Source organism: Flavobacterium sp. KBS0721 (genome assembly GCF_002007065.3).
GTDB classification, from domain to species: domain Bacteria; phylum Bacteroidota; class Bacteroidia; order Flavobacteriales; family Flavobacteriaceae; genus Flavobacterium; species Flavobacterium piscis.
The window spans coordinates 4,541,435-4,562,234 of the sequence record NZ_CP042170.1; the positions used below are offsets into that span (position 1 = coordinate 4,541,435).

Sequence of the window (20,800 nt, forward strand, 5' to 3'; positions counted from 1 at the left end):
AGTGGTGCTAACACAATTTAAGTTCGCAAAGCTGGTTCAACATAAAGCTTTGCGAACTTTGTGTTTTTACTAAACTTAGTATATTAAAAACTTTGTGCTCTCTGTGGTATTTTAACTGCAAAGTTGCCTGAAATTTAACCGCAAAGAACGCAAAGGTTTTTCGCAGAGTTCGCTAAGTTTTAAGTGGTGCTAACACAATTTTAAGTTCCCAAAGCTAGTTCACATTAAGCTTTGCGAACTTTGTGTTTTACTAAACTTAGTATATTAAAAAACTTTGTGTTCTCTGTGGTATTTTTAACCGCAAAGTCGTCTGAAATTTAACCGCAAAGAACGCAAAGGTTTTTCGCAGAGTTCGCTAAGTTTTAAGTGGTGCTAACACAATTTTAAGTTCCCAAAGCTTGTTCAACATAAAGCTTTGTGAACTTTGTGTTTTTACTAAACTTAGTATATTAAAAAACTTTGTGTTCTCTGTGGTATTTTAACCGCAAAGTCGTCTGAAATTTAACCGCAAAGTGCGCAAAGTTTTTTTCGCAAAGTTCGCTAAGTTGTAAGTTGTACTAACACAATTTAAGTTCGCAAAGCTGGTTCAACATAAAGCTTTGCGAACTTTAGCTTCGCACAAAACTTAAGATATTCTAAAAAAAAACTTTGCGTGCTTTGCGGTAAAATCTTAAAGTAATCTCAAAGTAATGTCATAGTAATCTCAAAGCATTCATTTACCTATGATCAAATCGTTTCGATAAAAAGTCACCCGCAAACTGAATCACAAACACCAAAAGTACCAATAACGCCAAAACCGAATTCATTGTTACGGCATCATAACCAATATATCCGTACTGATATCCCACTTGTCCTAAACCACCGGCACCAACAGCACCACCCATTGCAGAATATCCTACAAGCGTAATTAAAGTGATCGATGCGGCATTGATTAAAGACGGTAAAGCTTCGGGAAGCAATACTTTATATACAATTTGAAAAGGTGTTGCGCCCAAAGCTCTTGCTGCTTCGATTAATCCCGAAGGAAGGCCTAAAAGACTATTCTCTACCAATCTGGCAATAAATGGCGCTGCACCAATGCTTAGCGGAACCAACGCGGCACTTACACCAATTGAAGTTCCTACTAACGCACGCGTAAACGGAATCATCCAAACGATTAATATGATGAACGGGATTGAACGAAAAACATTCACCAATACCGATAAAACTCTGTTTAAAACCGGTTGCTCCAGAATTTGATTTTTTCGGGTAAGGAAAAGCAAAATACCAGTTGGAAGCCCTAATGCAAAACCAAAAAAGCCCGACACAAATGTCATCACGATGGTTTCCCAGGTACCGTTTAATAATAAGGTAATAATAGAATCAGACATAACCTATGATTTCTGTTTTAATATGTTTAGAAATAAAATATTCAATTGCAGCTTCGTAATTCTCGCGTTTGCCCGACAATTCGATCAGCATCACACCAAAGTTTACATCTCCGGCCTGATCCATTTGCGCACTCACAATTTTAAAATTCGTATCGAACAATCGCGAAACCTCAGAAATAACAGGTTCGTTTACCGATTTTCCAGTCATTTCTAATCGTAATAACGGACTCAAACCTTCTGCATCTTGCTTTTGCAATCTTTCCTGATACACTCTCGGAATATCAAGATGCAATGACGAAGCGATAAATTCCTTTGTTAATTCGTGTTTAGGGTCGGCAAAAATTTCTCCTACACTTCCCTGCTCAATCAATTTTCCGTGGCTAATTACCGCAACCTCGTCGCAAATCGATTTTACAACTTCCATTTGGTGTGTAATCAACAAAATAGTGATGTTCAAACGGCGATTGATATCCTTCAATAAATTCAAAATCGATCTTGTTGTTGCAGGATCAAGTGCACTCGTTGCTTCATCGCACAAAAGCACTTTCGGATTGTTGGCCAATGTTCTCGCAATGGCAACCCTTTGTTTTTGGCCTCCTGAAAGGCTTGCCGGATAATCATTTGCTTTTTCGGCCAAACCTACTAATTCCAACAATTCAAAAACACGGGTTCGAATAGCGTCCTTTGATGCACCAACCAATTCTAACGGAAAAGCCACATTCTCAAAAACCGTTCTTGACGAAAGCAGGTTAAAATGCTGAAAAATCATTCCTATTTGTCTTCTTTCAATCGCCAATTGTGCATTCGATAATTGCAGTAGCGATTTTCCATCTACGATAATTTCACCTGAAGTTGGTCTTTCCAATAAGTTTACACATCGAATCAACGTACTTTTTCCAGCTCCCGAAGTTCCAATTACACCAAATATTTTTCCCTGAGGAACTTTAAGCGAAACATCTGATAAAGCCGAAACAACTCGGTTTTTCTGATGAAAATTCTTGGTGATGTTTTTTAATTCAATCATTTTTTTAATTCAAATTAAATCTGCTATATACACAGATATCAATACTTAACGCTTCTGAAATTCCAGAATGTAAAATCAAAAAGCCTTTCAATAAATTATGAAAGGCTTCAGAAATAAATCATTTTATTTTTATATATAAGCCAGTTCATACCATCGCATAGTCGCGCAACACATTATGCTGCAGCTATAATAATTGGTGTTCTGGTTATCGTTTTTCATTGCTGCGGCAAATTTAAAGAGATAATTTGAATTTTAATGCAAAATCATAAACTTTTTTAACCCTATCAATTTAATAGACTGATTTAGGATTTTGGAACTTTTTCCTGCTGTCCTTCCAAATCTTTTGTGCCTCCCGATAGCTATCGGGACCAGCACAAAAGGAGTTTCCCACTTATCAGGGCTATGGCACTCATTTTCATAAGAACTTATCAGAATAAAAAAGATAAAAAACCATGTAAATTCGTTTTTTCGCGATAGCAAATCTGTCTTATCTGTGTGCTATAAAACGATTCAATTTGAAATTATACAACAGTCCCGTTTGTATTAAAACATCCCAATCTCATTTTCAAAACTTAAAGTTGCATTAAAATTGGACTTTCTTCCCCAAATAAATTGATTAACTAATATTAATTTTTACATTTGCGTTATTTTTATTTGTTCTAAATAGCTTTATTCTCCAGCCTTATTTATACAGATAAACAACCTTAAACAATAAATACCCAAATATGAAAAAGAATATTTTACTCTCTTTTGCATTAGCCGCTACTTTATTTGTTAGTGCACAGCAAAAAAACAACTTACTCGAACAATCTTTTTGGAAAACTGCACCAGATGTCGCCACTGTAAAAGCTGAAATAGAAAAAGGAAACAATCCGGCAGAATCCAATGCAAATGCTTTTGATGCTGTTGTGATTGCTATTAATAATGACGCGCCTCTTGCAAGTATAAAATTCTTATTAGACCAACCCGGAAATCCATTAAATAAACCCACTCACGATAATCGTATTTATTTGCACTGGGCAGCTTACAGAGGAAATACAGAATTGGTAGAATACCTGATCTCAAAAGGATCTGATATTAATTTTGAAGACAGTCATGGCACAACTCCAATTGCTTTTGGAGCAGGAAGTGGTCTTTTAAATTCAGGAGTTGCTGAAGCTTTTTTTAAAGCCGGAATCGATCCGAAGAAAAAATATAACGACGGTGCCAACTTATTACTTATAGCAATTCCGTTCGACAAAGATCTTACGCTTACCAATTATTTTATTACAAAAGGATTATCCTTAAAAGATACTGACAGTAACGGAAAAACTGCTTTTGACTACGCCGCCAGAACAGGAAATGTAGCTCTTTTGAAAAAACTTTTAGAAAAAGGGGTTAAACCAACAGACAATGCGCTTTTGGTTGCTACTCAGGGAACACGTAGAGAAACCACTCCTCTGGAAGCTTATAAATATTTAGTAGAAGAGGTAAAACTAAAAGCTACTTTTACTAATAAATCAGGAGAAAATGTACTGCACCTTTTAGCAGGAAAACAAAATCAGACTGAAATTATTAATTACTTTTTAGGTAAAGGTGTCGATGCAAACCAAGTAAACAAAGACAGAAATACACCTGTTATGATTGCTGCCGGAGCGAGAGAAACCGCAGTTTTAGAACAATTGTTGCCAAAGGTAAAAAACATTAATTTACAAAACCTAAAAGGCGAATCGGCTTTGACAATGGCGGTAAGATCAGGAACTCCTGAGGCCGTTGCGCTACTTTTAAACAAAGGTGCAGATGTAAACGTAAAAGATAAAGACGCAAATAATCTAGGTGTTTATTTAATACAATCCTACAGACCGGCAGGACGTGAAGCTAATGCGGCAAAAGATCCTTTTGAGGCAAAAGTAAAATTACTTCAGGATAAAGGATTAAACCTGGCTGCTGCACAAAAAGACGGAAGTACTTTATATCACTTCGCTATTGCTAAAAATGATTTGGCTTTGCTAAAAAAACTTGCTTCTCTGAATATTGATATCAACGCTAAAAACAAAGATGGTCTTACGGCTTTACACAAAGCTGCAATGGTAGCCAAAGATGATACCATCCTGAAATACCTAGTATCTCTTGGTGCCAAAAAAGACATCAATACCGAATTTGACGAAAGCGCTTATGCTCTTGCCAAAGAAAATGAATCGCTAACTAAAAATAATGTTTCGGTTGAATTTCTAAAATAGGTAAAAAGTTATGAATTATGAATTATGAATTTTTAGTTAAAGCCAAACTTATAATTCTTAAGTCAAAACTCATAATTCATAACTCGTAAATCATAACCCATAATTCATAACTCAAAATTCATAACTCAAAATATGAAATCAATATTTAAAATAGCACTTACAGGTACATTACTCTTTTTAATCTCTTTTCAGACAAATGCTCAGGCAAGCAAATACAAATGCATGCTGCAAATGGCCAATTATATGGGCGAAGGCGCTTATATCGTAGTTTCCCTTATTAATTCTAAGGGAGAATATGAGAAAACACTTTATGTAATGGGTGATGATAAAAAATGGTACAAATCACTAAAAGAATGGAACAAATTCCAGACAGCAAAACCTACTGATATTAGTGCCAAAACCGGAGCATCTGTTACTGGCGGAGATCGCAGTATTACTACCATAGAAATTGATGATTCTAAAATTAACAAAGGATACAAACTACGATTTGAGTCGGCTGTTGAAGATCAGAAATATTATGTAAATGATCTTGAAATTCCGCTTACTACTGAAGGTCTTGCTGATAAAACAGAAGGTAAGGGATATATTAGATACGTGAGATTAAACAAGATTTAATACTCTTTCGTTACAAGTAAACTTTGTCAAAGTTTTGAACTTTGACAAAGTTGTAATAACCACAATGATTGTCATTTCGGCCAAGGAGAAATCTACGTAAAAAAACTAATGCAAAGTTTTTCCTTAAATTGTCGAGCTACTTGCGAGGATTTCTCCTTCGTCTAAATGACAAAAATGAGAATTAATATACATTCGAATACCACACAATGACTCTTTCTTTCTGGCGTTACGCACACTTGGCTCTGGCTTTGTTTTCTTCTTTGTTTTTAATTTTAGCTTCGACTACAGGAATTATTCTGGCAGTTGATGCGATGCAGGAAAAAACACTTCCGTATAAGGCAGAAAATTTCGACCAGATAACGCTGGCGCAAACATTGCCCATATTAAAAAAACAGTATGATGAAATTACAGAGTTAAGCGTAGATCACAATCATTTTGTAACGCTTCAGGCAATTGACGAGGATGGTAATGATATCCATGCGTACATTAATCCTAAAACGGGCAAACAATTAGGAACTCCGGTAAAGAAAAATGAATTTATTCAATGGGTTACCGGTTTTCATCGTTCTTTATTTCTTCATGAAACGGGACGGTTTTTTGTTGGTGTAATTTCATTTTTATTATTCTTAATCGCCATTTCCGGTTTTGCACTTGTTTTAAACAGACAAAGAGGCATCCGTAATTTCTTTTCGAAAGTGGTAAAAGATTATTTTGCCCAATATTATCATGTGGTTTTAGGAAGACTGGCCCTGATTCCGATTTTGATCATTGCGCTTACAGGAACCTATTTGTCTTTGGAAAGATTCAACTTTTTTATGGAGAAGGAGAAAAATCAAAAAGAAAAATCAGAACTTGTTGCAACTCCAAAAGGAAAAACTGTTTCTGTATTTTCGACTACTCTTCTGGCTGATGTCAACAAAATCGAATTTCCTTTTACGGATGATCCCGAAGAATATTATATCATTCAGTTAAAAGATCGCGAAATCGAAGTGAATCAGGTTACAGGCGCAGTTGTGACTGAAAAACGTTCTCCGATGACCGTTCAGTTAGCAGATTTAAGCCTAAATCTTCATACCGGAAAAACCAACGGAATCTGGGCATTTATACTGGCTATTGCGAGTATTAATATTCTGTTTTTCATTTATTCGGGTTTTGCTATTACCTTAAAAAGAAGATCAAGCCGTATTAAAAATAAATTCAAAGCCAGTGAAAGTAAGTTCATCCTCTTGGCTGGCTCTGAAAACGGAAGTTCCCTGCGATTTGCCAATGCCATTCTAAAACAATTGATTGGCCACGGAGAAAAGGCTTTTATTACTGAATTGAACAGCTACACGCTTTTTCCGAAAGCCGAACATATTATTGTCTTTTCGTCTACACACGGATTAGGAGACGCACCTTCTAACGGAAGCAAATTTTTATCGCTTTTAAATAAATATCCGCAACAGCAAAAAATCAAGTATTCTGTAGTGGGTTTTGGTTCTAAAGCTTATCCGGATTTTTGTGAATTTGCTTTTGAAATCGACAAACAATTACAAAATCAAGATTGGACTGAACGTTTATTTAACGTACAAACTGTAAATGATAAATCAGCCACAGAATTTGTCGAATGGATAAAATTATGGAGTGCCGAAACCGGAATTCCGTTATCGACAACGCCATCTTTGTACAATCATGTGCCAAAAGGTTTGCAAAAACTAATGGTCTTAGATAAAACACTGGTTTCTGAGCACGAACAGACTTTTATACTTACCCTAAGAGCGAATATGAGAGCCAAATTCTGTTCAGGAGATTTACTGGCTATTTATCCCGCAAACGATACGAGAGAACGCCTCTACTCTATTGGAAATCATTCCGGTAACATACAATTGGTTGTAAAATTACATCCAAACGGGCTGGGTTCTGAGTTTCTCAATAACCTTGCTCCGGGAAATACTATCAAAGCAAGAATCATCAATAATAAAGCTTTTCATTTTCCAAAGAAGGTTTCGAAAGTGGCTTTAATTTCCAACGGAACCGGTATTGCACCGTTCCTTGGAATGATAGAGCAGAATAAAACCAAAACAGAAACGCATTTGTATTCCGGATTCCGTATGGAGACTGAGACTGTTTCTGGATATAAAAAGTTTACTGCTGAAATGATACAGAAGCAAAAATTACAAAGTTTTCATTTGGCTTTATCCCGAGAAGCAGAGCATTTTTATGTAATGGATCTCATCAAACGAGATGCTGATTTTTTTATTAATTTATTAAAAGAAAATGGCGTCATCATGATTTGTGGATCACTGGCGATGCAAAAAGATGCTGAAGCTATTCTGGATAAATTATGTCTTGAAAGAAATGCAAAAAGTATAACAGATTATAGAGAGAATGGTCAGTTATTGACGGATTGTTATTAAACACTAATTGCACTAATTTTCACTAATTAGCTTAGATTGTAAATTATGTAAGTCCCAGCGGGACTAAATATTGGTAGAAAACATAAATTAAAAACAGCCGGCGTGCCGTAGGTACGCAACAAATACATTGCTATTGCGTACCTATGGCACGCTAACACATTTTCGAACATAATTTTCTACCAATATTTTGTACCTAACGGTACATTTTAAATTTAGATTTTCAATAGTGAAATAATTAAGCGCACTAAAATTAAACATTTATATTCGTGTAAATTCGTGAAATTCGTGTTCAAAACGCTTCTAAAAAGTCATCATGCATAAATCAATCCTCAATAAATTTTTAATTCTTTTCGTACTCTTTGGTTTATCAGCCAGCGCGCAAATATTACGAAAAAGAACAACTTTACTTATGGGCGGGCGTTTTGATATTACGATCGTGGCAAAAGATTCTCTTTCGGCAGAACAGAATATCGACGAGGTTATTGCAGAAATTACCCGAATCGAAAATTTAATATCCGACTGGAAAGCAACTTCGCAAGTTTCTGAGGTGAATCAAAATGCGGGAATTAAACCCATAAAAGTCGATCGTGAAGTTTTTGAATTGACACAAAGAGCCATAGCATTTTCTGAAGCTACAAAAGGCGGTTTTGATGTGAGTTTCGCCGCTATGGACAGAATCTGGAAATTTGACGGATCGATGACCGAGATGCCTTCGGCGGAAGCCATAAAAAAATCGGTAGAAAAAGTGGGTTATAAAAATATTATTCTGGATTCGGTTCAATCGACTATCTTTTTAAAATTGAAAGGAATGAAAATTGGTTTCGGCGCTCTAGGCGAAGGATATGCAACGGATAAATGCCGAAATATGATGCTCGCAAAAGGCATCAAAGCCGGAATCGTAAACGGATCCGGCGATATGACTGCCTGGGGAAAACAACCCAACGGCAAAGACTGGAACATTGGTATGACGAACCCATTTCATCCTGATACATTATTTGCTGTAGTTCCTTTAAATAATGGCGCTGTAACGACCTCCGGAAGTTATGAAAAGTTTGTTGTTTTTAACGGAAAACGCTACTCACACATTATAAATCCGGCAACAGGTTATCCTGCCACCGGATTGTGCAGTGTCTCTGTTTTTGGTCCAAATGCAGAAACAGCAAACGGATTAAGCACCTCTTTAATGGTTTTAGGACAAACAGAAGGTTTGCTTTTACTACAAAAATATCCCGATTACAGTTGCGTAATGATTACGGATAACGGAAAATTAGTAAAATCGAAAAACTTTAAAATCAAGAAATTTAAACCCAGACTCTAGTTTTCTCTAAAGATTCATTATCTTAAAATGATGCTTTAGAGTTTCAGCTTTTTCTTGTTTTTGGAATGTATTTCGCGTATATAATAATGGCCACCAACACAATAAATGTAGCGGTTGCATACAATATACAAGGACTATAAAAATAAATAGCAGCTGCTGCCAATGGCATAATCATATTATTTGCCGATTGCAAACTTTGGTTTACACCCTGTAATTTTCCCTGATTACTTTCGTCTACTGATTGTGATAATCTTGCATTATAAGTGGGGTCGAATAAACCTTCGCCGGTAATTATAAAGATGACAGCACACGAAATAATTATTATGGAGGGTAAAAAAACGCTGCTCATAATTAATGCCAGACCAATTCCAAAAACAATTAAGCCCGCAATTCCGATACTCTTTTCGTTAAAACGTTTCAATAGACAGGGCAATAAAACGGCTCGCGAAATAATCTCGCAAATACCAACCAATGTTAGCATTGTGCCAATAAATACGGGTCCCCATTTGTAAATATCTTTTAGAAAAATGGTAAAGTTAAACTGAAAAATCCCGAGGCTTATATAAAAGAATATGCCTAAAATGAGTAACATCTTAACGTTTTTTAGGTTAAAAACATCTTTAAAATGCGAAAACACATTAAAACTATTTAGCGTTAAATGTTTCGTTCTTTTTTCAGGTACCAAAGATTCCGGCAATAAAAAATAAGTCGCCAAACCCGAAATAAAAATTAATCCCGCAGTAACAAAAAAGGGTAACGAAAGAGAAATTCCGCCTAACAATCCGCCTAATGCTGGACCGCCAAGTTTACCAATTCCCATGGCAGAACCTATATAACCAAACCACTTGGCTCTTTCTTTTGGTTCAGTCGAATCAGATATGTAAGCAAATAAAATACTGATATTACCAGCTGTAAGACCGTCGATAATACGTCCCAGAAAAAGAACCCAGAGAGCGCCACCAATTCCGAATAAAACATAGCCTATTACAGAACCTAATAAACTAAAAATAAGAATATATTTTCGTCCGTATCGATCGCTTAACGATCCAAAAATGGGTGCTGCAAAAAATGTACAGGCTGCAAAGACCGACATAAGCGCGCTCATACCTACAACAATTTGTTCTGATGGAAGGTATTTTCCAACAATAAAGGGCAACAACGGCAATACAACCGACATGCCAATAGAATTCAGGAGTACAATCCCGATGATAATCCAAAATATGTGTTTTTTTGATTTTGTTTTCATATGTAATAATTGAAAGACAAAATTCTAAAAAGCTTGTTTCTTAGGATTGTACAAATGCGACAAAATCATTACTAATGGTTTGCTTTGCTTTTCGTGCAAATGCGCCTGGCGTAGTACCGCTGTAACGCTTAAATTCTCTGCTAAGATGAGATTGATCTGTATAACCTAATTCCTGAGCCAAACCGGCAATATTAGCATCGGGAAAATGCCATAAGTGGTTTCGTACCTGCTCAAAACGCATCAAACCTGACACATCTTTTACGCTATGACCCGAGGATTGCTTGAAGTTTCTTTCTAATGTACGAACTGTTGCATGAGCCGCCGACGCTACTTCACTGACCGGAATAATTCCTTTAGCGTTTCGCATCGCCAATCCTGCTTTAAACAATAAACTATCAGCAGGAACTTGTGAGTGGGCATTCACAAAAAACTCTTGTAAATGCGCAATCGCTTCCTCTATTTTATTGGTCTGAATTAAATCATTCAAACGTGATTGAAGCTGAGCAATAGGATGTTCGAAAATATGTACTCCGCCTTTGCCCTTTCCTGATGGCAATCCGAGTAAATCGAAAACAGTCCAGGGAAAACATCTTATGGCAATGATTTCTAAACGATTATTCGAATTTAAAATAACAGGCTGATTGAGTAATCCCATTATAAATGGTGATGGTAAAGGCTGTAAAACTCCATTATAAGAAACACTACAAGTACTTCCAAAATAAAAAATAATTTCAGCATAGCCATCCGGCATAACTTCAAAATTTGAGAATTCTTCACCGGAATCTCGTCTGTCGTACCAAAAACATTTGATGCTATCCTGCAATATTTCAGGAGCGTCAAATTCGAGATGGTACAATTTGAAATTAAGCATATTTAAAATTTAAGAGAGACAAAGATAAAGAAGAATATACGAAAGCCTGAACACATTATAATGCGAACCACAAAGTTTATCATCCTGAACGAAAGGATCACAATAGCAACTCCGGAATCTTTGTCGAGTATCTTTGCCATGGCACACGGATGACACGGATTTGCTTCGCAAAAACGCAGATTAAAACGGATTTTTTATTCTTTTTATTTGCTTAACATAAAGTAACCACAAGCTTGTCTTCCTGAGAAACGAAGGATCACACTAGTAATTCCGTAAAGTAATGCCACAATCTTTGTCAAATTTCTTTGTCGAGCTTCTTGTGTGATCCTTCATTCAGGATGACAAAAACAAAAAATCCGTGTAAATCCGTGCTTTTGCGAAGCAAATCCGTGTCATCCGTGGACCATGACATAGTAAAACTCCCGCTAAAACAGGAACCTCTTCAATAATCCTTATAATCTGGAACATTTTTCTACAATATTAGAATTTCTAATGTAATTCTAATGATCTTCTAATTCGTTTATTTAGATTAATATAAACAATGACATAAGTTTGCGCTCCTATTGGTAAGTAAATAAATTATGAAATTTTTAGCAGTTGTGTTTTTGTTTGTTCATTTTTCAGTTTGGTCTCAAAAGGGAAATATTAACGGAAAGGTTCACTTTTCTCACAATGAACCGGCTTTGGGAGCTTCTGTACTGGTTTTAGGAACACAAAATTTTGCTATTGCTGATCAAAATGGTCAATTCGAAATTAAAGCATTGCCTTACGGAAAATATACTTTGGAAATTTCTTCTCCCGAAGCCAAAACAAAAACTATCAACATTCACGTACACCAATCTTCTCATCATATCACTATTTCTTTAGAAAAAAATGATCCGAAAGCTTTGAAAGAAGTTGTGATTCAGAAAACTACTGTAAAGAAAGAAATTATGGAGAAAGGTTTCTCTGTAAATGTCATAGACACTCAGGAAGCTGCAAAACGTAATATTCAAACTAACGATTTATTAGGACAGTCGGCTGGAGTTCGCATCAGACAAAATGGTGGATTGGGTTCGAGCATCAATTACAATCTGAATGGAATGTCCGGAAATGCCATCCGAATATTTATAGACGGAATTCCTATTTCGACTTACGGTTCTTCATTCAGTTTAAATAGTATTCCGCCTGCATTAATTGAGCGAATCGAAGTTTACAAAGGAGTAATTCCGGCACATTTGGCAGATGATGCTTTAGGAGGTGCCATAAATGTAATTTTGAAAAAAGGTGCTAAAAATACCCTGAATGCTTCAATATCTTACGGTTCGTTTAATACCACTCAATCTAACTTTAATACCACTTACAGAGATAAATCAGGCTTTACTTTAAAAGGTTCCGGTTTTTATAATTACTCGGATAACGATTATGAAATTTGGGGGAAATTTGCTTACAACATTCAGCCTAACGGAGTTAAAAAAGAAATTAAGGCCAAACGTTTTAATGACGCGTATCGTTCTTACGGAGGACGTTTTGAAGCCGGATTTACAGATGTAAAATGGGCGGATACTTTTTTAATTGGTTTTAATGCTTCTGACGATTACAACGAAATTCAGCACGGACAAGCAATGTCGAAACCCTACAAAGGTCGATTTACCGAAGCTGATGCACAGGTAATCAGCATCAATTATGCTAAAAAAGATTTTATTGTAAAAGGGCTTGAATTCACCGTGAATTCTGTTTTTAGTCAAAGAGGAGAAGTTTTAAACGATACGGTAAAATGGAATTACAACTGGTTTAACGAAAAAGCAATTGGCATTGATGGTCAGCATTTTTTATCACCAACGGGTGCGCAACAAGGTGCGGCTACAATTTTGCACATCAATAACAAAATATTCAGTACAAGAGGCGGATTAAATTATACCTTAAATGATAATCACAAATTTGTATTCAGCAGTATGCTTTATTCGTTTGACAGGGATGATTATGATGAAAAGAAATCTGAAATGGAAAGGAATTTTCAGCAAAAACGAGATCTGCAAAAAAGCGTTTTGTCCTTTGCCTACGAACTTCAGGCGTTTGATTCACGCTTAAGAACCAATTTGTTTGGGAAACGTTATAACCAAAAAACAGAACAAAGAACTCCGCAGATCATTACAACAGGCGGACAGTCTGCAATAGTCGAAAAATTAGAGAATAATAATACTACTTTTTATGGTTACGGTTTCGCAGGATCTTATTTTGTTTTACCAAAATTGATGTTCTCTTTATCTGCAGAAAAAGCGATCAGACTTCCTTCTGAAAATGAAATTTTTGGTAATCCGGGCGAAAATCAAACCAGTAACAGCGCATTAAAACCTGAAGAAAGCGATAACCTGAATGTAGGATTACGTTTTGGACCTTATATGATTAATCAGCATAAATTTAGTTTTGGCGGCTCGGGATTTTGGAGAAATTCTAAAGACAAAATCGTTCGTGAGTTTAGTAATCGTTTAAATGAAGCTTTGCAGACCTCACCTTCAGTAAACTTAGGTACAGCGCAATCTTTAGGGTATGAAGCCTCATTGGAATATTCATATAATAAAAGATTATTTATCGGGATGAATATGTCTAAATTCAATTCGCTCTTTAAAGATAAATACGATAAAAACGGACAAATACTGGATTACTATAACAAGCAATATCCTAATGAGCCTTATTTTATTATTAATGGAAATGCGCAATATAATTTTAAAGATGTATTGCAGTCTAATTCGGAGTTGAATTTGTATTACAATTTTACTTATGTGGGAGAATTTTTTACCACCTGGCAGGAAACCCAAATTGATAAAGTACCGTCTCAGTTTCCACATGATTTAGGTTTGAGTTATACTTTCCCTAACAAAAAATACATTGTGAGTTTTGATGCAAAAAACATCACCAACGAACAGGTTTACGACAATTTTGGCGTTCAAAAACCTGGAGTAGCCTTTTATCTGAAATTCAATTACATACTGAATAAGTTTTAAATCTATATAATTAATTTTTTTAAATACCATGAATATGAAAAAAAGTACATTTAAATTAATGGCATTTGGTTTGGTTTTTACCACATTTGCCTTAACGACAAGCTGCAGCAGTAATGATAATGAAGACCCAATAACACCTACATTACCGGAAACTGAAAGCCGTTGGATAACAGTTGCAGGAGCTTTAATGCAAACTGCTCCGGGAGACGGAAATGGCGGTACTAAAGTTTTTTCTGTTAGTAAAGAAGATGCTAAAAATCCAAACATTTCTATTAATGTTTACGACAACGGAACACCTGTACAATCCACCAGAACAGCTCGTTTGCAATCATCTGTAGATGGAAGCACTCTTTTTAATATCACGTATACAGGTGCAAACGGTGGTGAGTTTATGACTTATAAAGTAAATGGCGGTAATAATTTTGCACAATCAGGCTCTACAGTCAACATTTCTCAATATGCAGGAACTTCACCAAGATGGACCAAACTTTTTGACGGAGATAAAACGGGTGTAGCAGTAAATGTTACCGCACCTGTAATTGTAACTAACGAAGATAAATCATACAAGCATACAAGAGGTTCTGCAACTGTATTAAGCTTAGACTTAAAAAACATCCTGATTTCTGCTGCAAAACAGTACGAAATTCCGTTAACTCCGGAAGAAGAAGCTTTAGGACATCATATTTTCCGTTTAGATGCACCAACGCTAAACAAAGCAGGAAACAAATTAATCATCGGAACATGGATGCGTAAAACAAATACTGCTACCGGAGCAAATGAAACTGAATTTGAGCGTTTAGGTTCTAAATCACTTGTGGTTGATTATCCTTCCTTATTAAACCCTAAAATTATTACTTCTACAGTTGCTTTTGGAGACACAAGCGGATACCGTAGTTTTAATAGTTTTGTGGCTAACGATGGAAATATTTATCAGGCTACTCAAAGAGATACAAAAAACGGTTCTTATATCTTAAAAATCAATCAAAGCAACGAATATGACAACTCTTACGTTTTTAGTTTAGACACTGCTCTTGGAGTAAAAGGATCTTACATTGATGCATGGAGATACGTTGGTAACGGAATCGCTTTTGCAGTTTACACTCATGACGGTGCTAACAATCAAGGATTTGTGGCAAGAATCGACTTAAATGCAAAAACAGCTAGGAAAGTTGAAGGTATTGCTTATGACGCTGATTTAGATTTTGGTCAATACCAGGGTTTTGTAGTTGACGGAAACGATTTATATGTAGCTGTTACACCAGTTGGTAAAGACGGAAACATTTATATCATTGATGCTGTAACAGGTGCCGTAACTAAAGGAGCCAAATTGGTAAACAAAGCCGGAAACCATTATATTGGTGTATTCTAAAAATAACAATAGCAGAAATGCAATTGCAAAAATGCTATTACTTGAGTTTTTTTTTAATTAGAACATTCCGCTTCAGATTTTTGGAGCGGAATGTTTGTTTACTAGTGATTCTTAGGTTAGAAATTAACCGCAAAGAACGCAAATGTTTTACTTTATATTATGCTGATAAACAAAAAGTTCGCAAAGCTTTCTATTGATACAGCTTTGCGAACTTTGTCTTTTTTATAAACCTCATAGATTTATAAACTTTGCGTTCTTTGCGGTAAAATTATGCTCAAAGAAAAGCAACCTTTACAAATTAAGTATCACAAGTAATAAAATCCCAATCCTGCTCCATATAATTGATCAGCCAGTTTAAGGCATATTGTCTTTCATAAACAATACCCGGATTTATACCTTCTATTTCCCTGCCATTGATTCTCTCGTCGACACAAGCCCAATTAAACCTGTAATACAAATCATTAGCATCCAAAATTTCGCTTTTAGATCGCATGGTAATTATCGAATCAATAAAAATATTGGGATCTTTATCCTGACCAACAGGGTAATTATCCGGATCAATATTTTCCAGATCGCAAAACTCATCCGGAAAATCCAGCGTTTCAATTTTATTCAAAGCCCACATCAAAACCCAAATACCTTCACATTTCCAACTTTCGTTTGCTTTTTTATCATCGGTTGGGTTGGCCAGAAATTCTTTTTCGTTTTCTGTCGTAAAATCCCAAAGATTATAATTTTGAAGATATTCTGTAGCTTCTTCGGGAGAAATACTATTAAACGCAACTAAATTGACTACCGCCAAAGCACTCACTCTTTGCGCAATTTCTCTTGGTGTCCTTAAAGTAGTCTCCTCTTCAGATTCTATACAAGGCAGGTTTCTGTTGATTTTGATGTTATATTCTTCCAGAATTTTTTCGTTATTCTCTTTTCTTTGCAACTGATCTACCGTCAACTCATTCTGATCTGCATCAAAATAAACCGAATTAATTTTTACGTCTAATGCATCAATTTCGCAATTTCCTTCAGTATCAATAATCAAATCTAAATTTTTGTCCAGAAAATGCTGGCCGCTCGATTTACTAATAACAGTATCAGGCTGAACAAACAAAATCGCATCAAGTTCCTCGGCAATATTGGCTATTATGGTTTTTAAATTGGCTATTTCATCTTGTTCCTGAATAATGGTAAATTCAGAATTTAAAGTCTCTATTTTACGCAAAAAAAGTTCTTTTACTTTTTCATTTACAGTTGGCAATCCATAAACAAAGCCATAAAGTCCTTTTAAATTAGCCGTTAGCGCAGAATCATTGATTTCCGGAATTTGATAAGAAGGCTCGGCTCTCTGGCGATACAAGATTTTTACTTTTTGCGAAGAACTTCCTTCATTAATTTCTAATGTTATGATATCAGACTCCTCTTCTTTATCAATTAAAATATTTCCTTTTGGAAAATGAGATACGATTATTTCTTTAATATCATCAAACCCTGATTGGTGTGAGTAAATAGTACAAATCATGCTATTATTTCTATTTGTGATTAAATATCCAGGCGTATAAAAATTATTTATTTACGCTAATATAGGTTTATTTTACTACAAAATGCAAACGTAATCAGGATGATTTTATAAGTTTAAAAAAAAAGTTTCACGCAGATTTTACTGATTAGAGCAGATCAATTAGGATTATTATTTTGGTAAATATTTTTTTTAAATCAATCTGCATTATCAGTTTAAATCCATATTAAATCTGCGTGAAATATTTTTAATTGGCTTTCGCCGAAATGCACTTCTTTATCTTTAAAATTAAAAAAATAGAATAAATCTTAAATGCTATAAAACCATCCCGTACTTTCCTGATACTAGTAAAATAAAAGGCTACAAAAGACTTTCATAACGAATCACTTTTATTTTGTGGTAAGGACTAATTTAATACCGCTTTATAAATATTTTTTTATAGATTTGTGTAATCGATTACATTTGCATATATTTATCGATCGAAGTTCTTTTTTTGCGAATCGATAAAAAAAGAACAAACAATAAATGTATTTAGCAAAAAAGTCTCTCTATTTAGACTAAAATTTTTAACCATAATTCAATTAGAATGAAAACTCACCCAATTAACCTTTTACGTATTGCTTTGGCAATTATGATAATAAGTTGTACGCAAAACAGTTTTGCTCAAAATTCAAAGACTTATGACACTTATAAGAATATTGAATTTAAAATGGCTAAAGTCAAAGAACCTGTAATTCCAAAAAACAGCGTAAACCTTAAAGATTTTGGTGCTGTAAATGGCGGGTATGTTTTAAATACAAAGGCTTTCGCCGATGCAATAAACGCGGTTTCAAAAAAAGGCGGTGGAAAAGTGATCATCCCTCCAGGAATCTGGCTTACAGGTCCAATTTTATTAAAAAGCAATCTTGAACTTCATGCAGAAACTGGTGCAATAATCATTTTCTCGCCAGATAAAAGTTTATATCCTCTTATAGAAACCAGCTTTGAAGGACTAAATACCTGGAGATGTATCTCTCCTATTTATGGTAAAAATCTTGAAAACATTGCTTTTACAGGTAATGGTGTCTGGGACGGATCTGGAGAAGTCTGGAGACAGGTTAAAAAGAACAAACTAACTGACAGTCAATGGAAAAAAGTGATTGCTTCGGGCGGAGTTTTAAACAAAGATAAAACCAGCTGGTATCCGTCTGAAACTTTTATGAATGCCTCTAAAGGAGCAGATCAAAACGTACGTCTGGATTTAAAAACCAAAGAAGAGTTTGAAACCATTCACGATTTTTTACGTCCGGTAATGGTAAGTATTCAAAACAGCAAAAGAGTACTGCTTGATGGTCCGGTATTTCAAAATTCACCAGCCTGGAACATTCACCCTTTGATGGTCGAAGATTTAATTGTGCGTAACGTAACGGTTCGTAACCCTTGGTATTCTCAAAACGGAGATGGTCTTGATGTAGAATCCTGTAAAAATGTAATCATCGAAAACTCCAGTTTTGATGTTGGTGACGATGCTATTTGTATCAAATCAGGAAAAGACAAAGACGGGCGTGATCGTGGCGTTCCTTGTGAAAATATCATTATAAAAAACAATATCGTGTATCACGGACACGGTGGCGTAACTGTCGGAAGTGAAATGTCAAGCGGAGTAAAAAACATGCACGTATCTAATTGTACCTTTATGGGAACAGATGTTGGACTACGTTTTAAAAGTAACCGCGGACGTGGCGGTGTAGTCGAGAATATTTTTATCTCGGATATTTTCATGACTGATATTCCTTCGCAGGCTATTTCATTTAATTTGTATTACGGAGGAAAATCGATCGAAGAAACTTTGGCAGAAGGTGGTAATACACTAAGTTCTAAAGCAATGCCAGTGAATGAAGAAACGCCTCAGTTCAAGAATATCTCAATCAAAAATATAACGATAAAAGGAGCTCAACAAGCAGTTTTTCTACAAGGTTTGCCAGAAATGAATCTTGAAAATATCGAAATTTCTAATCTGACAGGAAATGCCAAAAAAGGTTTTTCTATCATCGATGCTAACGGAATTAAAATACACAATGCAAAATTAGAAATTGAAGAAGCTACTGTATTTGAAATTTACAATACAAAAAACATGTCTCTTAAAAATGTAGAGTTCAATTCTACTTCTCCTAAAGCAATTACGGTCAACGGAGAAAACAGTCAGAATATAGAATTTGTTTCATCAGCTAATTTTAATCTGGCTAATAAAACAACTGTTGGAGAAACTGTTCCTAAAGGAACCGTAAAGTTCTAAATTGAAAGTAATTCATAAAAAAGGGTTGAATCAGCTATTTTGATTCAACCCTTTTTTTATTTTATATCTTTCGGGAATTTAGTCTAAACAAAACCATTCTTTCACCTCTTCGTCAATCGTTTCGTGCTTTACAAGGCTTTCAAACTCGTTATTTTTCGGATTATAGCAATACACTTCCTGCCATTCTTCATAATAAATCGCAACTTTTTGTATCGCATCACAAATAAATAAAAGCTCTTGATTTGTCATTGTTGGATGTAATGATATACGAACCCAACCCGGTTTATTGCTTAAATTTTGCTCAAGAAGTTCTTCTGTCATTTTTTTAGATTCCTCTTCATCAATACCAAACAAATAATGTGCATACGTACTTGCGCAAGACCAACCGCCACGAACCTGAATTCCGAAACGATCATTCAAAAGCCTTACAATTAAATTGTAGTGAATATGTTCTATAGTAAAAGAAACGCAGCCAATTCTTTCGGTATTTAAATCTCCTAAAAGAGATAATCCTTTTATTTTTTGAAGTTGAGAAAAACAAAATTGCAGCAATTCAGTTTCTCTCACTTTCATGTTTTCGATTCCCATTTGGTTTTTCAATTCCAGACATAAAGCTGTACGCATAACTTGCAGAAAACCAGGTGTTCCGCCATCTTCTTTTACTTCGATAGCATCACTATAATGATAACCGCCCCAGGGATTCGTGCATTTTACATTTCCTCCACCGGGATTATCCGGAAAATTTGCCTGGTATAATTTTTCATTAAAAACCAAAATTCCGCATGTTCCCGGACCACCAAGAAATTTATGAGGAGAAAAGAATATCGCGTCCAACTGTTTTTCAGGATTTTCGGGATGCATATCGATTGGAACATAAGGTGCCGAAGCTGCAAAATCAACAAAACAAAAACCTCCGTTTTGATGCATAATTTTTGCCAGTTCGTGATACGGCGTAACGATTCCTGTAACGTTAGAGCATGCTGTAAACGAACCAATTTTCAGGGTTCTGTTGGCGTACTTTTGAATTTCTTTTGATAATATTTCAGGATCAACCAGATTATTTTCATCTCCGGGTAAAACAACCACATCGGCAATAGTTTCATACCAAGGAACCTGATTGGAATGATGCTCCATATGCGTGATAAAAACTACCGGCCTTTCATCATCAAAATTCAGTTTTATATTGTAAATATTATCTTTAGCACGCAACCCCATAATGCGCTGTAACTTCGATAAAGCCGCTGTCATTCCGGTTCCTGTGGCTACCAAACAATCTTGCTTGTTAGCGTTTACCTCTTTTTTAATCAGCTCTCTTGCGTATTGATAAGCATACGTTGAAGCTTTACCCGTTTCGCTGGAAAAAGAATGCGTATTGGCAATCATCGGGCCAATTTTATTCAGCATAATGTCTTCTATCGGCAAATACAATCTTCCGCTGGCAATCCAATCGGCGTATACCATTTTTTGTGTACCGTAAACCGATTCGAAAGTATGATATACACCAACAGTATTCTCTCTAAATTTAGAAAAATAAGATTCTAATGGACTTATTTCTGTTTTGTTTAAAATAGCATTCATTCTTTTATTTCTTTTAAAGAAA

At 35.3% G+C, this 20,800-nt stretch carries 13 protein-coding genes; 7 read left to right on the forward strand and 6 right to left on the reverse strand.

Annotated features, from left to right (window positions below; translation table 11 throughout):
• Window positions 1-716 precede the first annotated feature (716 nt).
• Both metI and metN read right to left on the reverse strand, forming a co-directional pair.
• Window positions 717-1,370, reverse strand: a complete 654-nt coding sequence (metI, locus tag B0M43_RS19305; RefSeq protein ID WP_065448878.1) for a methionine ABC transporter permease MetI — start codon at window positions 1,368-1,370, stop codon at window positions 717-719.
• Window positions 1,363-2,394, reverse strand: coding sequence for a methionine ABC transporter ATP-binding protein MetN (gene metN, locus B0M43_RS19310; protein ID WP_078007798.1), 1,032 nt, complete (start codon window positions 2,392-2,394; stop codon window positions 1,363-1,365). Before metN ends, metI begins: the two co-directional genes overlap by 8 nt.
• A 725-nt stretch (window positions 2,395-3,119) precedes the next feature.
• On the opposite strand from metN, the gene B0M43_RS19315 reads away from it, so the two are divergent.
• From B0M43_RS19315 to B0M43_RS19330, 4 genes are all read left to right on the forward strand, one after another.
• Window positions 3,120-4,613, forward strand: a complete 1,494-nt coding sequence (locus B0M43_RS19315) for an ankyrin repeat domain-containing protein (protein ID WP_078007799.1) — start codon at window positions 3,120-3,122, stop codon at window positions 4,611-4,613.
• A 132-nt stretch (window positions 4,614-4,745) separates the two neighbouring features.
• Window positions 4,746-5,228 (forward strand): DUF2271 domain-containing protein, encoded by a 483-nt coding sequence (locus B0M43_RS19320; RefSeq protein WP_078007800.1) that lies wholly within the window; start codon window positions 4,746-4,748, stop codon window positions 5,226-5,228.
• A 206-nt stretch (window positions 5,229-5,434) separates the two neighbouring features.
• The gene (locus B0M43_RS19325; protein ID WP_078007801.1) at window positions 5,435-7,624 is read left to right on the forward strand and encodes a PepSY domain-containing protein; all 2,190 of its coding nucleotides are present in this window, start codon (window positions 5,435-5,437) and stop codon (window positions 7,622-7,624) included.
• 313 nt (window positions 7,625-7,937) lie between these two features.
• Window positions 7,938-8,942, forward strand: a complete 1,005-nt coding sequence (locus B0M43_RS19330) for an FAD:protein FMN transferase (RefSeq protein WP_078007802.1) — start codon at window positions 7,938-7,940, stop codon at window positions 8,940-8,942.
• 43 nt (window positions 8,943-8,985) lie between these two features.
• On the opposite strand, the gene B0M43_RS19335 is transcribed toward B0M43_RS19330, so the two are convergent.
• Window positions 8,986-10,188, reverse strand: coding sequence for an MFS transporter (locus B0M43_RS19335; RefSeq protein ID WP_078007803.1), 1,203 nt, complete (start codon window positions 10,186-10,188; stop codon window positions 8,986-8,988).
• Window positions 10,189-10,228: 40 nt separating this feature from the next.
• A complete protein-coding gene (locus tag B0M43_RS19340) occupies window positions 10,229-11,059 on the reverse strand; it encodes a helix-turn-helix domain-containing protein (protein WP_078007804.1) in 831 nt (276 codons plus the stop codon).
• Between the two features lie 581 nt (window positions 11,060-11,640).
• On the opposite strand from B0M43_RS19340, the gene B0M43_RS19345 reads away from it, so the two are divergent.
• A complete protein-coding gene (locus B0M43_RS19345; protein WP_078007805.1) occupies window positions 11,641-14,043 on the forward strand; it encodes a TonB-dependent receptor plug domain-containing protein in 2,403 nt (800 codons plus the stop codon).
• Window positions 14,044-14,077: 34 nt separating this feature from the next.
• Complete coding sequence (locus B0M43_RS19350; protein WP_078008020.1) at window positions 14,078-15,412, forward strand: hypothetical protein; 1,335 nt, start codon at window positions 14,078-14,080, stop codon at window positions 15,410-15,412.
• A 298-nt stretch (window positions 15,413-15,710) separates the two neighbouring features.
• Here the strand turns inward: B0M43_RS19350 and B0M43_RS19355 are convergent, their stop codons facing one another.
• Entirely contained in the window at window positions 15,711-16,928 is a 1,218-nt protein-coding gene (locus B0M43_RS19355; protein ID WP_078007806.1) for a DUF4272 domain-containing protein, read from the reverse strand.
• Window positions 16,929-17,511: 583 nt separating this feature from the next.
• Here B0M43_RS19355 and B0M43_RS19360 point away from each other — a divergent pair.
• A complete protein-coding gene (locus B0M43_RS19360) occupies window positions 17,512-19,200 on the forward strand; it encodes a glycoside hydrolase family 28 protein (RefSeq protein ID WP_078007807.1) in 1,689 nt (562 codons plus the stop codon).
• A gap of 78 nt (window positions 19,201-19,278) precedes the next feature.
• Here B0M43_RS19360 and B0M43_RS19365 read toward each other — a convergent pair whose 3' ends face one another.
• Window positions 19,279-20,778, reverse strand: coding sequence for an aminotransferase class V-fold PLP-dependent enzyme (locus B0M43_RS19365; RefSeq protein ID WP_078007808.1), 1,500 nt, complete (start codon window positions 20,776-20,778; stop codon window positions 19,279-19,281).
• Window positions 20,779-20,800 lie beyond the last annotated feature (22 nt).

Excerpts from the sequence above, each read along its gene's own strand:
- metI (WP_065448878.1), bottom strand. The coding sequence starts at position 1,370 with ATGTCTGATTCTATTATTACCTTATTATTAAACGGTACCTGGGAAACC.
- B0M43_RS19340 (WP_078007804.1), bottom strand. The coding sequence starts at position 11,059 with ATGCTTAATTTCAAATTGTACCATCTCGAATTTGACGCTCCTGAAATA.
- B0M43_RS19315 (WP_078007799.1), top strand. The coding sequence starts at position 3,120 with ATGAAAAAGAATATTTTACTCTCTTTTGCATTAGCCGCTACTTTATTT.
- B0M43_RS19330 (WP_078007802.1), top strand. The coding sequence starts at position 7,938 with ATGCATAAATCAATCCTCAATAAATTTTTAATTCTTTTCGTACTCTTT.
- B0M43_RS19320 (WP_078007800.1), top strand. The coding sequence starts at position 4,746 with ATGAAATCAATATTTAAAATAGCACTTACAGGTACATTACTCTTTTTA.
- B0M43_RS19350 (WP_078008020.1), top strand. The coding sequence starts at position 14,078 with ATGAAAAAAAGTACATTTAAATTAATGGCATTTGGTTTGGTTTTTACC.
- B0M43_RS19365 (WP_078007808.1), bottom strand. The coding sequence starts at position 20,778 with ATGAATGCTATTTTAAACAAAACAGAAATAAGTCCATTAGAATCTTAT.
- B0M43_RS19355 (WP_078007806.1), bottom strand. The coding sequence starts at position 16,928 with ATGATTTGTACTATTTACTCACACCAATCAGGGTTTGATGATATTAAA.
- B0M43_RS19325 (WP_078007801.1), top strand. The coding sequence starts at position 5,435 with ATGACTCTTTCTTTCTGGCGTTACGCACACTTGGCTCTGGCTTTGTTT.
- B0M43_RS19360 (WP_078007807.1), top strand. The coding sequence starts at position 17,512 with ATGAAAACTCACCCAATTAACCTTTTACGTATTGCTTTGGCAATTATG.
- B0M43_RS19335 (WP_078007803.1), bottom strand. The coding sequence starts at position 10,188 with ATGAAAACAAAATCAAAAAAACACATATTTTGGATTATCATCGGGATT.
- B0M43_RS19345 (WP_078007805.1), top strand. The coding sequence starts at position 11,641 with ATGAAATTTTTAGCAGTTGTGTTTTTGTTTGTTCATTTTTCAGTTTGG.
- metN (WP_078007798.1), bottom strand. The coding sequence starts at position 2,394 with ATGATTGAATTAAAAAACATCACCAAGAATTTTCATCAGAAAAACCGA.